The organism is Sodalis sp. (in: enterobacteria), from assembly GCF_047607725.1.
GTDB lineage: Bacteria > Pseudomonadota > Gammaproteobacteria > Enterobacterales > Enterobacteriaceae > JBLKSS01.
In genome coordinates this window covers 19,480-31,463 of record NZ_JBLKSS010000124.1, presented here as the reverse complement: position 1 = coordinate 31,463, position 11,984 = coordinate 19,480, and the positions used below count along the sequence as shown (strand labels likewise).

9 protein-coding genes, 1 tRNA gene and 2 pseudogenes are annotated in these 11,984 nt (G+C 57.5%); 5 read left to right on the top strand and 7 right to left on the bottom strand.

The window, feature by feature from the left end; genetic code table 11:
* Positions 1–331 precede the first annotated feature (331 nt).
* Positions 332–407 (bottom strand) — tRNA-Ile (locus ACMX3H_RS11210).
* A gap of 134 nt (positions 408–541) precedes the next feature.
* Between ACMX3H_RS11210 and mug the strand changes: the two are divergent.
* A pseudogene (gene mug, locus ACMX3H_RS11205) lies at positions 542–1,030 on the top strand (G/U mismatch-specific DNA glycosylase); the annotation flags it as partial.
* A 132-nt stretch (positions 1,031–1,162) separates the two neighbouring features.
* On the opposite strand, the gene rpoD reads toward mug, so the two are convergent.
* The 3 genes from rpoD to rpsU form a co-directional block, all read right to left on the bottom strand.
* Positions 1,163–3,007, bottom strand: a complete 1,845-nt coding sequence (gene rpoD, locus ACMX3H_RS11200) for an RNA polymerase sigma factor RpoD (protein WP_415210895.1) — start codon at positions 3,005–3,007, stop codon at positions 1,163–1,165.
* 151 nt (positions 3,008–3,158) lie between these two features.
* Positions 3,159–4,907 carry a DNA primase gene (dnaG, locus tag ACMX3H_RS11195; protein ID WP_415210894.1) on the bottom strand — a complete coding sequence of 583 codons (1,749 nt, stop codon included), beginning with the start codon at positions 4,905–4,907 and terminating at the stop codon, positions 3,159–3,161.
* A gap of 127 nt (positions 4,908–5,034) precedes the next feature.
* Positions 5,035–5,250, bottom strand: coding sequence for a 30S ribosomal protein S21 (gene rpsU / locus ACMX3H_RS11190; protein ID WP_001144067.1), 216 nt, complete (start codon positions 5,248–5,250; stop codon positions 5,035–5,037).
* A gap of 453 nt (positions 5,251–5,703) precedes the next feature.
* Here rpsU and tsaD point away from each other — a divergent pair, with 453 nt between their 5' ends.
* Complete coding sequence (gene tsaD, locus ACMX3H_RS11185) at positions 5,704–6,723, top strand: tRNA (adenosine(37)-N6)-threonylcarbamoyltransferase complex transferase subunit TsaD (RefSeq protein WP_415210899.1); 1,020 nt, start codon at positions 5,704–5,706, stop codon at positions 6,721–6,723.
* Between the two features lie 13 nt (positions 6,724–6,736).
* On the opposite strand, the gene plsY is transcribed toward tsaD, so the two are convergent.
* Positions 6,737–7,354 (bottom strand): glycerol-3-phosphate 1-O-acyltransferase PlsY, encoded by a 618-nt coding sequence (gene plsY / locus ACMX3H_RS11180; RefSeq protein WP_415210893.1) that lies wholly within the window; start codon positions 7,352–7,354, stop codon positions 6,737–6,739.
* 105 nt (positions 7,355–7,459) lie between these two features.
* Here plsY and folB point away from each other — a divergent pair, with 105 nt between their 5' ends.
* Both folB and ACMX3H_RS11170 read left to right on the top strand, forming a co-directional pair.
* The gene (folB, locus tag ACMX3H_RS11175) at positions 7,460–7,819 is read left to right on the top strand and encodes a bifunctional dihydroneopterin aldolase/7,8-dihydroneopterin epimerase (protein ID WP_415210892.1); all 360 of its coding nucleotides are present in this window, start codon (positions 7,460–7,462) and stop codon (positions 7,817–7,819) included.
* A gap of 140 nt (positions 7,820–7,959) precedes the next feature.
* A pseudogene (locus ACMX3H_RS11170) lies at positions 7,960–8,226 on the top strand (undecaprenyl-diphosphate phosphatase); the annotation flags it as partial.
* A 68-nt stretch (positions 8,227–8,294) separates the two neighbouring features.
* On the opposite strand, the gene ACMX3H_RS11165 reads toward ACMX3H_RS11170, so the two are convergent.
* A complete protein-coding gene (locus tag ACMX3H_RS11165) occupies positions 8,295–9,542 on the bottom strand; it encodes a multifunctional CCA addition/repair protein (RefSeq protein ID WP_415210891.1) in 1,248 nt (415 codons plus the stop codon).
* Between the two features lie 99 nt (positions 9,543–9,641).
* Positions 9,642–10,262, bottom strand: a complete 621-nt coding sequence (locus ACMX3H_RS11160) for a TIGR04211 family SH3 domain-containing protein (protein WP_415210890.1) — start codon at positions 10,260–10,262, stop codon at positions 9,642–9,644.
* A 363-nt stretch (positions 10,263–10,625) separates the two neighbouring features.
* On the opposite strand from ACMX3H_RS11160, the gene ACMX3H_RS11155 reads away from it, so the two are divergent.
* Positions 10,626–11,921 (top strand): inorganic triphosphatase, encoded by a 1,296-nt coding sequence (locus tag ACMX3H_RS11155; RefSeq protein WP_415210889.1) that lies wholly within the window; start codon positions 10,626–10,628, stop codon positions 11,919–11,921.
* Positions 11,922–11,984: the final 63 nt, after the last annotated feature.

The window sequence follows — 11,984 nt, the reverse complement described above, 5'->3', positions numbered from 1 at the left end:
ATTGCTATCACGGGGGTTTTGTACTGCTTAATAGACAGGGATAGGGTTAGGGTTATCTTGCTATCAGTACCACCGAGTGTACTAATGATAATCCACTTTTGGTCTGGAGGAACTCATTGACTTTTTTAGGGCCTTCTCATTGCGTCCAGAGGATAAAAGGACGTCGTTTCCTTTGACTCAGTGAAGCGGATTGAGCGACGTTTTGGCAATGTCTGAATTAGGGGAGGTGAGCATCAGGATCGCTTTGCCGCCAATTTGCCGCCAATGGTTTTAATAAAAGAAAAAACCACTGATTAAAAGTGACTTAACTAACTGATTCTAAGTTGAATTTTGGTGGCCCCTGCTGGACTTGAACCAGCGACCAAGCGATTATGAGTCGCCTGCTCTAACCACTGAGCTAAGGGACCAAGTAGCGTTGATTATAAATGATGGCGCCAACGGGGTCTATAGTCATCCCCGCCAGATGGATGATTTATCGCTGTTTTTTGGTTAAAATCGTTAACTATCCGGCGCCAGGGCCAGAGATAAATGAGAGGGATCAATAATGGAAGATATTCTCAGACAAGGGCTACGGGTGGTGTTTTGCGGCATCAATCCGGGGTTATCCAGCGCACATAAAGGGGTGCATTTCGCGAATCTCAACAACTGTTTCTGGAAAACGATCCATATGGCGGGGTTTACGGCATGTCAGCGGCGGCCGGAGGAAGAACAGCGGCTACTGGAGACCGGCTGCGGGATCACCATGCTGGTGGCGCGGCCCACGACCGAAGCCTCTGAGCTGTCGCTGGCGGAATACCGCCAGGGCGGCGAACGGCTGGTGGCCAAGATTGAAACCTATCAGCCACAGGCGCTGGCGATTTTAGGTAAGCAAGCTTATTGCCAGGCGTTTGGGGTAAGGAACGCCACCTGGGGACGGCAGGAAGTGCGCATCGGCGTAACGCAGCTATGGGTACTGCCCAATCCCAGCGGGCTGAACCGCATGAGCGGTGACGCGCTGCTGGCGGCCTATCGCGCCCAGGCCGACACGCTCCCTCCCATCTACGGACGACTTGCGTACGGGCCATACCGCCGCTTAAGCGAGGCCAATAAAAAACCCCGCGAGTTGCCGCGGGGTTTTATCGTGCGTTGCCGGCAGGCGTGGAACGGCCAGCCAAAACAGGACTTAATCGTCCAGGAAGCTGCGCAGGACTTCAGACCGGCTCGGGTGACGCAGTTTACGCAGCGCTTTCGCTTCGATCTGACGAATACGCTCGCGAGTAACGTCGAACTGTTTGCCCACTTCTTCCAGCGTATGGTCGGTATTCATATCGATACCGAAGCGCATGCGCAAAACCTTGGCTTCACGCGCGGTAAGGCCGGCCAATACATCATGGGTCGCTGAACGCAGGCTCTCGGAGGTGGCGGAATCCAGCGGCAGCTCGAGGGTGGTATCCTCGATGAAATCCCCCAGATGCGAATCTTCATCGTCGCCGATAGGCGTTTCCATGGAGATAGGCTCTTTGGCGATCTTCAGTACCTTACGGATCTTATCTTCCGGCATCAGCATGCGTTCGGCCAGCTCTTCGGGCGTCGGTTCGCGTCCCATTTCCTGCAGCATCTGCCGGGAGATACGGTTGAGCTTGTTGATGGTCTCAATCATATGCACCGGGATACGGATGGTGCGCGCCTGGTCGGCGATAGAGCGGGTGATGGCCTGGCGGATCCACCAGGTGGCGTAGGTCGAGAACTTGTAGCCGCGACGATATTCAAATTTGTCCACCGCCTTCATCAAACCGATGTTGCCCTCCTGGATCAGATCCAGGAACTGCAGGCCGCGGTTAGTGTATTTTTTGGCGATGGAAATAACCAGACGCAGGTTCGCCTCGACCATTTCTTTCTTGGCGCGCCGCGCCTTGGCTTCGCCGATCGACATGCGGCGGTTTATATCCTTCACCTGCTCGATGGTCAGACCGGTTTCTTCTTCAATCTGCCGCAGCTTCTGCAGGCTGCGATGCACGTCATCATCGACTTCATGCAGTTTTTCCGACCAGGGCTTGTTCATCGCCAACGCGGCTTTGAACCAGCTTTCGCTGGTTTCATTGCCGGCGAACAGCGTGACGAAGTTTTTCTTCGGTATCTTGCTGATTTCGACGCACAGCTTCATGATCAAACGTTCCTGGGTACGCACGCGATCCATCATGGCGCGCATGTTGTTGACCAGGTAATCGAACTGCTTCGGCACCAGGCGGAACTGTTTGAACACGTCAGAAAGATTCAGAATCTCAGCGGCCGATTTGGCGTGGCTGCGCCCGTTGGTTTTGATAACATTACGGGTAATTTCGTACTGCTCACGCAGCTCGACAAATTTTTGGCGCGCCAGCTCCGGATCGATGCTGTTATCGTCGTCCGTGCTGTCGCCGCCGCCGTCCTCTTCATCCTCGTCGTCATCGGCGATTTCGTCGGCGGAGAGTTCAGAGCCGATATGGGTCGCGGTGGGCGCCATATCTTCTTCCGCATTGGGATCGACAAAGCCGGTGATAAGATCGGACAGGCGGGCCTCGCCGGCCTCGACGCGGTCGTACTGTTCCAGCAGGTAGGTGATAGCCTCAGGGTACTCGGCGACCGAGCACTGGACCTGATTGATGCCATCTTCGATACGTTTGGCGATATCGATCTCGCCTTCGCGGGTCAGCAGCTCCACGGTACCCATTTCGCGCATATACATGCGCACCGGGTCGGTGGTGCGGCCAATCTCGGACTCGACGCTGGACAAGACCTGCGCCGCGGCTTCCGCCGCATCTTCGTCGGTGTCGGAGGTGGTTTCGGCCAGCAGCAGGTCATCGGCGTCCGGTGCTTCTTCCATCACCTGGATGCCCATGTCATTTATCATCTGGATGATATCTTCGATCTGATCGGAGTCGACGATATCCTCCGGCAGATGGTCATTGACCTCGGCAAAGGTCAAATAGCCTTGCTCCTTACCACGTGTGACAAGCAGCTTGAGCTGTGACTGCGGGTTTTGCTCCATAAGACGGTATCCACACTTCAGAGTAATAATCGGTGTTGGTTGGTGAAAGCGCATCACCAACAAGAGATCTGGGCTTCGTTTCGCGCCGCAGCCCAATACGGCATTGCGCTGGGTCTTGTCCTGCCAGATATAGGCAATTAAGCCTCGTCATTCAGGTTTTTTTCGCCAGCGCCTGATTCAGCGACCAAAGCTGCTGGCGTTCTTCGGCCGTCAGGCCGTGGGTCCGGTCGCGGGCGATAAGCGCTTCCTGGCGGTGTTCAAGTATGGAGTCGTAAAGACTCGCCAGGGTGTCGACAAATGTCGCCTCGATCATCTCATCAATGATCATGTGGTTCCAGGTCGCCAGGGTTTCAAGCTGTGAGGAAGATTTACTCTCACGATAATGCTCCAGCAATTGGCCGGTGGTTAACCCCGGCTGGGCCTGGCAGGCCCGCACTAACTCGATAAACAGCGGCACACCCGGCTGACTTGCCTGCTCCAGCCCCTGGACCGTGGGGACCAGGGCGGAAAGCCGCGGATGCTGCACCAGCAATCCTATCAGTATACGCATGGTTGTGCGTTTTATCCGCGGCTGCGGTGAAATATTTGCCTTTAGCGTTGCCCTGGGCTGCAATTTCTCCAGCTGGCTGTCGTCAAGGATCCCCAGTTTATTGCCCAACTGCTGGCGCAAATAGAGACGCAATGTCTCGCCCGGCACCTGGCCTATCAACGGCAGCGCCAGGGTGCTGAGCTTGGCGCGGCCGTCGGGGCTGCTTAAATCCACCTGTGGCATCAGCGTTTCAAATAAAAACGTCGACAGCGGCTGCGCCTGTTCGATGCGCTGTTCAAACGCCTCTTTACCAATTTTGCGCACCAGCGTATCGGGATCTTCGCCTTCCGGCAGAAACATAAAACGCAGCTGGCGGCCGTCGCTCAGGTAGGGCAGCGCGTTTTCCAGCGCGCGCCAGGCCGCTTCACGCCCGGCACGGTCGCCGTCATAGCAGCAGATCACCCGATCGGTGGCGCGATACAGCAGTTGAATATGGTCGGCGGTGGTCGAAGTGCCCAGCGAAGCCACCGCATAGTCGATGCCGAACTGCGCCAGCGCCACCACGTCCATATACCCTTCGACCACGAGCAGCCGGGATAATTCCGGATGCTGTCGTTGGGCTTCATACAGACCGTACAGCTGGCGGCCCTTATGGAAAATGTCGGTTTCCGGCGAGTTCAGGTACTTTGGCTGCCCATCGCCCAATATCCGCCCGCCGAAGGCGATAACGCGGCCGCGTTTGTCGCGGATCGGAAACATGATGCGTTCACGAAAACGGTCGTAGGTTCGACCGTTGTCGTTGACCACCAGCATGCCTGCGTCGTTGAGCGCGGCGCGATCCTCGGCCGAACGGCCGAAACGCTTAATGACATTATCCCAGCCCGGCGGCGCGAAGCCGATGGCGAAATGCGCGATGACCGCTTCGCTTAGCCCGCGCCGTTGCAAATAGTGATCGGCCTGCGTCGCCGTCGGCGCCTTCAACACCTGCTGGTAAAAGCCGCTGAGCTTGTCCATCAACTGATACAGACTTTGTCGCTGATGGCGCTCCTGCTGATTTGGGCCGGAGCCGGTTTCATACGGCACTTCCAGGCCGTGCTGGGCAGTCAGTTCCTCGATGGATTCTACAAACTCCAGCCGATCGTAATTCATCAAAAAGTCGATGGCGTTGCCATGGGCGCCGCAGCCGAAACAATGGTAAAACTGCTTTTCGCTGTTCACGGTAAACGACGGGGTTTTCTCATGATGGAATGGACAACAGGCGTGAAAGTTCTTACCCTGCTTTTTGAGCTTTACCCGCGCATCGATCAGATCGACGATGTCGGTACGCGCCAACAAGTCATTGATAAAGACACGTGGGATTCGTCCAGCCATAAGCCCTGTCAGGTAAGCACTTGAACGACAACAAGCCGCGCAATCCTTCCGGATGGCACGGCCTTCGTATGCAACAGCTAAGTCTGCAGATTAATCACGCGGTCGGGGTAGCTCGCACCCCGGAAAATCAATACAGACGAGTGCGGCGTGCGTTTTCGCGAGCCAGTTTCTTGGCATGACGTTTAACGGCAGACGCTTTAGCGCGCTTACGTTCGGTCGTCGGTTTTTCATAAAACTCGCGACGACGAATTTCGGCCAGAACACCCGCTTTTTCGCAGGAACGCTTGAAGCGACGCAGTGCTACGTCGAAGGGCTCGTTTTCACGTACTTTAATTACCGGCATGTGCCTCTCTCACCTCGATAGAATTCGGATTTTGTCGCTGACCTGTGCCAACCTTTTCAAAATGGTGCGGAATTTTACTTCAAGTCTGCCCGCTTTGTAAAGCGCCGTGCTGCATGATCTTATGCTCTGCGCTCCACGTGCGGCACAAGCGGCTGATGTCAGGGGTAAAATAACGCCCGAGGCGCGCAAAAAAAACTCTACTGGACGGAGTTGACGATGAAAAAACCAATATCAATCGGCGTAATCGTTTAATATTTGCGACGACGGGCACTATGGGCAAGACCGCGGTCGGTCGACGCGGGATCCTGCTATGTGCCCGGTCACCAACAGGCCGGCATTTTTATCATGACGGCCGCCGGAAAGATGGCGGTTTACGCCAAAGCTGGGTCTGAACGCCTCGTCGCGGCGCAGAATATGATAGACTGTGCGCCGCAAAAAAGGGTGGTAATGATTATGCGCGTATTGGGTATTGAGACGTCATGCGATGAAACCGGCGTGGCGATTTACGATCGGCATCAAGGGTTGCTGGCTAATCAGCTGTACAGTCAGGTGAAACTGCACGCCGATTATGGCGGGGTGGTGCCGGAGCTGGCCTCCCGCGATCATGTCCGCAAAACCGTGCCACTGATTCAGGCGGCGCTGGCGCAGGCGGGTCTGCAGGCGTCGGATATCCACGGGGTGGCCTACACCGCCGGACCGGGGCTGGTGGGCGCGTTGATGGTCGGCGCCACCATCGGCCGCGCGCTGGCTTATGCCTGGCGGGTCCCGGCGGTCGCCGTGCATCACATGGAAGGGCATCTGCTGGCGCCCATGCTGGAGGCAAATCCGCCGGCGTTCCCGTTCGTGGCGCTGCTGGTTTCCGGCGGCCATACCCAGCTTATCGCGGTGACAGGTATCGGCGAATATCGGCTGCTGGGTGAGTCTATTGATGATGCCGCCGGCGAGGCGTTCGATAAAACCGCCAAGCTCCTGGGGCTGGATTATCCCGGCGGACCGATGCTGGCGCGTCTGGCGCAGCAGGGCGTGCCGGGACGTTACACTTTTCCGCGCCCGATGACCGACCGGTCGGGGTTGGCATTCAGCTTCTCGGGGTTGAAAACCTTTGCCGCCAACACCGTTCACGCCGGCGCCGATGATCACCAGACGCGCGCGGACATCGCGCGGGCATTTGAGGACGCCGTGGTGGAGACGCTAATGATAAAATGCCGGCGCTCGCTCGATCTCACCGGTTTCTCGCGGTTGGTGATGGCCGGCGGCGTCAGCGCCAATCACTCTCTGCGCGCCAGCCTGGGGGAAATGATGCGCCAGCGGGGCGAGGAAGTGTTCTACGCCCGTCCTGAGTTTTGTACGGATAACGGCGCGATGATCGCTTATGCCGGCATGGTGCGGCTGCAGAGCGGGACGCAGGCCAATCTGGCGGTGTCGGTACGGCCGCGCTGGCCGCTGGAGGAATTGCCGGCGCTCGTCGCCTGAGTCAGTTTTTGCTTTACTGCCGGTCGATATCCCGGTCTTTTTGCCGGCGGCGCCAGATGCGGCTTTCCTGACCACGCCACAGCCGCTGAATATTGTCGTGGTGGCGCAGGAGCACCAGACAGGAGAGCATTGCGACCGGGAAGGTGAACTGCGGCTTGAACCACCAGACATAGAAGGGCGCTATTAAAGCGCTGACGATCGCTCCCAGCGAAGAATAGCCGGAGAGCAGCACCGTCAGAAGCCAGCTGCCTATCATCAGGCCGGACAGATCATAGCCAATGGGCGCAATGGCCCCCAAGGCGGTAGCGACCCCTTTGCCGCCGCGAAAGTGAAAGAACAGCAAATAAATATGGCCGAGACAGGCGGCAATCGCCACCAGACCCAGCCAGAACGGAGGCAGGCCGAGGCCGTAGCCTATCCACACCGGGATCATCCCTTTCAGTATATCGAATACCATCACGCACGCGGCCGCCAGCTTGCCGCCGAGACGCAGCACATTGGTGACGCCGGGATTACCGGAGCCGCTGGTGCGTGGATCCGGCAGGCGCGCGAGTCTGCAGATCAGGATCGCGCTGGATACTGAGCCGAACAGGTAGGCGAAGATTATCATGCCAATCGTGATAGCATTCATAACCACATTCCATTCATCAACATTCGTTTTATTTCGCTATCTGTGGATAATACGCATATTCCCGAGGAAGTGGTATCCGATAGCCACAAAAACCGAGTATGGCACATGGACATTGTATTTATTGAGCAATTAACGGTAATGGCGGTGATAGGCGTCTATGACTGGGAACAGCAACGCCTGCAGAAATTGGTTTTCGACCTGAAAATGGGCTGGGACAACCGCCCGGCGGCGCGTAGCGATGATGTCGCGGACTGCCTGAGCTATGAGGATGTCACCGAGGCCGTACTGTCGCTCGTGAGCGGCAAGCGTTTCGCGCTGGTGGAGCGGATCGCCGAGGAGACGGCGGATCGGCTGATGACCCAGTTTAAATTGCCCTGGATACGCGTCAAGATCGGAAAACCCGGCGCTATACCGCAGGCGGCCAATGTCGGCGTCGTCATTGAGCGCGGGCGGCGAAAAGTCTGAAAATAGCGTAGCGGTAATCATTTGGCCATGCGGTTGCAACCAAATTACCGTATGTTTGTCTCAATTTGCGGGAGATTTAGCGGCTGGTCTGTTTACATATCGCCGCTTTTTTATTGTCGTGACTTTGAGGGAAACGTTGTATGGCGGATATGCACGAGTGGGTTATTGCGTTCATTCTGGGGGTGGTGGAAGGGTTAACGGAATTTCTGCCGGTTTCTTCGACGGGACATATGATATTGGTCGGTAGCCTGCTTGGCTTTACGGATTATAAGGCCAAGACCTTCGAGGTCATCATCCAGTTGGGGTCGATCCTGGCGGTGGTGGCGATGTTTTGGCGCCGGTTGTTTGGTCTTATCGGTATTCATTTCGGCCAGGTGCCCCACGAAGGGATCGGCAGCGGCCGCGTGGCGCACTGCTTCAGCAGCGGGTGGTCCTGCCCGTCGACGCCCTAGGTGCCGGCGTCCACGGCGGCGGTTCAGTCCTGAATGGTTTCGGTGTCGCTGTTTGCCTGCTGTCGCTTCCAACTGGCCAGGGCCTGCTGGCGTCGCCGGGTGAGCTCCTCGCCGATCTCGGCGCCGCTGAATCCCGCCGTGATAACGTCGTGCGCGGTAACCGACACAGCCACGCGGAACGCTTCGCGCAGGAAGTCTCCCTGTGGATAGGGATGGTTTTCAAAACCGGTACGCCCGCGGGCGTCGGCTTCACTGGCAAGGATCATTTGCTCCAGACGCTCCGGCCGGCGCCAGACATCAATGGCGCTGAACAATTTTATCAGCGTCTTCGGCGTCAGGCTCTCGGCACCGTGCAGCAGGTCATGATATTGGGCCACGATCTTCGCCAAATCACGCAGCGGATTGGGCACTTTTAGACGTTGGCACAGTCCTTCCACCACTTTCACCCCAGCCGGGCCATGGCCGTGATGGCTGGGCCACAATCCGCGCGGGGTCAGCGCTTTGCCCACATCGTGGCAAAGCGTGGCGAAGCGTACCGCGATATCGTCCGATAGCCGTGCCGCCATCGATACCGTCATCAAGGTATGAATGCCGGTATCGATTTCCGGATGCCACTTGGCCGGCGCCGGGACGCCAAACAGCGCATCCACTTCCGGGAACAACGTTTTTAACGCGTCGCAGTCGCGCAACACCTGAAAATAGACTTGCGGGTTGCGGGTTGCCAGCGCCAGCTCGGTCTCTTTCCAGACCCGCTCGGGAGCCAGCAGCGGCAGCTCATCGGTCATGTGCTGCATGAGCGCCAGCGTTTCCGGCGCAATGCGAAAATTCAGATGGGCAAAACGCGCGGCAAAACGGGCGACCCGCAGCACCCGCAACGGATCTTCGCCGAAGGCGTCGGAGACATGACGCAGCCAGCGCAGGCGGATATCGCGCTGCCCCTGATAGGGATCGATCAGATTGCCCTGGTCATCGCGGGCGATGGCGTTGATGGTGAGATCGCGGCGGCGCAAATCCTCTTCCAACGTGACTTCCGGCGAAGAATAACAAATGAAACCGGTATACCCTTGGCCGGATTTGCGCTCCGTGCGGGCCAACGCATACTCTTCGCGGCTCTCGGGATGCAGGAAAACCGGAAAATCTTTGCCGACCTGCTGATAACCCTGCGCCAGCATGTCTTGCGGCGTCGCGCCGACCACGACCCAGTCCCTTTCCGTGACGGGGAGCTGCAATATACCGTCACGCACGGCGCCGCCCACCAGATATTTTTTCACAATTCACTCCTGGCAAAGCCGGTGTTGCCTTTATCGGTACTATCCATTGAGTGTAGCCGTATCTCGCGCGCGATTCACCGGCGCCGTTGCGGACGCGGCTCAGTTCATCCAGCGGTTATCTTTTTTGCGACGGGGAATGATATGGGGCAGCAACAGGCCCAACAACAGGCCAACGCCGGCCACGCCGCCACCGTACATGAACCACTGCATGATAATGGTGCGCTGTTTATCGTCAAGCTGAACCGCCGCCGCGTTGACTTTTTTCTGCGCAGTCGTGAGTTGGTCCTTCATCGCCTGATTCTGCTCTTTGAGATCATTGATAACGCCATCGCTGGTGGCCACTTTTTTCTGCATGTCGGCGGTGCGCTGATTCCAACCGGTATCGAGGGTATTGAGCTTTTGGGTCAGATCCTGCACCTGCTGCTCCAGCGCCGGCACCCGGGTGCGCATACTGGGCTGGACGCTCAACTGGTCCAGCGGGATCCACGCGGTACGGCCCTTTTCGTCACGCACCTGCGCGAAGCCGGCGTCGTCGTTTTGGCTGATAAGCGTAACGGCGTCGCCGGAATTCAAGGTGCCGATAATGCGATATTGGTTGCCCGGGCCGCTATGTATATAGGTCAGCAGGTCGTCGGAAACATAACGTTGCTCGTCGGCGCTGGCGGCGCAGGCGAGACCCAGACCGACCGCGGCGAAGTAAATATGGTGTAATTTCAGCATTATTCCGTCATTTTTAAGCAATTGTTACACGATAGTAGTGGCTTCAGTTTGACGACGCAACGTCGGGTCCGAAATGAGAACACTTTTACTCTCGGACCCGCGCCAGGCCGTTGCCGCTGCCACTACACGATGAGGCCGGCATCCACGGGCCGCCTGCGGCGGTTGGGAGGGATGAAAATGACAAAACACGTCAAAAGCGATGAAAACTTTGGACCACACCTCGCATGAAAAGTGCCGTTGAGCTTGTCCGTTTTGTCCATTAAGGCCATGATTAGACGTTAACACTTGTCATCTCAAGCGGTTGATCTCATTAAGGGATGGCTTAAGCGCCAATGAACTTCACCGGTATGGCCATATAACACTATGAATAAAGAAATCGAGTTAAAATTTATCGTTCAGCCCGAGACGCTGCCCGCACTGCGGCAGCGGTTATCGGCAACGGGCCATGACGGTCATGCGCTCCGGCAATTGACCAATACGTATTTTGAGACGGACGGTTTTGATTTACGCCGCCACGGCATAGGGTTACGCATTCGTCAGGTGGACAGGCAATATGAGATGACGATGAAAACCGCCGGGCAGGTTATCGGCGGATTACATCAGCACCCCGAATATAATATGCCGCTGCCGGGGCCGACGCTGGAACTGCAACGGCTGCAGGCGCAGGCGTGGCCGGAGGGGCTAAGTCCCGCCGCGCTGCAATCGCGGCTCAAGCCGCTGTTCACCACCGATTTCGGTCGCGAGAAATGGCGGGTGACGCAGGGTGAAAGCCAGATCGAGGTCGCGCTGGATCGGGGCGAAGTCAGCGCTGGTTCTCTAAGTGAACCGATTTGCGAACTGGAAATGGAGTTGCTTAGCGGCAACGCCCGCGATCTGTTTACCTTCGCCAAGACGCTGAGCGATGCCGGCGGCCTCCGTTTGGGCAGCCTGAGCAAGGCCGCGCGCGGTTATCATCTTCAGCGGGGAAATCCTCCGCGCGCAATCCGGCCGCTGCCGCTGCTTAATCCCGCCGCGCGGGCGACGGTGGAGGAGGGAATGAGTGCGGCGCTGCATCTGGCGCTGGATCATTGGCAATATAATGAGGAGCTCTGGCTACGCGGCGATTCGCAGGCCAAGGCAGGCGTGCTGGAGGGCATCACGCTGATACGCGAGACCTTCCACGTGATGGGTAACCTGGTGCGCCGGAAAGCGACGACCGCGCTGCGCGCGCTGCTGGCGGATATTATTCCGTTGATCGCCGCCGAACGGGCGGATCCGCAGGCGATCTGTTATCTGCCTGTATATCTGCAAACCAAACTGGCGCTGACCTCCTGGCTAATGTTCAGCGTCTGGCAGAATAACGCCGATGAGGATACACGCAAAAAACTCGCAGGCGCCTACCGGCAGTTCGCCGACATGACGCTTGCACGCTGCGGCGCGGAATTGAAGGTCGCGTTCGGCCGCACGCTATCCGATGAAGAATACCTGCAACAGTTGCCGCGGCTGGAACGTCGGCTGATCGCATTTCATGTCTTGTCCGGCGCCTATCGGCCGGCCGAGGTCGTGACCTATCTGATGCACTGGAAAGCGCTGCATCAGTCTATCGTGCAGCAAGGACCCGAAGATAGGGAACATTTGCGTCGGCAAGCGATGGCGCAGGTGGGATTCTGGCTGAAATAGCGGCAAAGACGCGTTAGCGGCCACCGGGCCGCCCTTAAGCCCTGTTTGTCTGCAAGGAGTTTC

Coding starts and splice junctions, on each gene's coding strand:
- rpoD (WP_415210895.1), bottom strand. CDS start 3,007: ATGGAGCAAAACCCGCAGTCACAGCTCAAGCTGCTTGTCACACGTGGT.
- dnaG (WP_415210894.1), bottom strand. CDS start 4,907: ATGGCTGGACGAATCCCACGTGTCTTTATCAATGACTTGTTGGCGCGT.
- rpsU (WP_001144067.1), bottom strand. CDS start 5,250: ATGCCGGTAATTAAAGTACGTGAAAACGAGCCCTTCGACGTAGCACTG.
- tsaD (WP_415210899.1), top strand. CDS start 5,704: ATGCGCGTATTGGGTATTGAGACGTCATGCGATGAAACCGGCGTGGCG.
- plsY (WP_415210893.1), bottom strand. CDS start 7,354: ATGAATGCTATCACGATTGGCATGATAATCTTCGCCTACCTGTTCGGC.
- folB (WP_415210892.1), top strand. CDS start 7,460: ATGGACATTGTATTTATTGAGCAATTAACGGTAATGGCGGTGATAGGC.
- ACMX3H_RS11160 (WP_415210890.1), bottom strand. CDS start 10,262: ATGCTGAAATTACACCATATTTACTTCGCCGCGGTCGGTCTGGGTCTC.
- ACMX3H_RS11155 (WP_415210889.1), top strand. CDS start 10,626: ATGAATAAAGAAATCGAGTTAAAATTTATCGTTCAGCCCGAGACGCTG.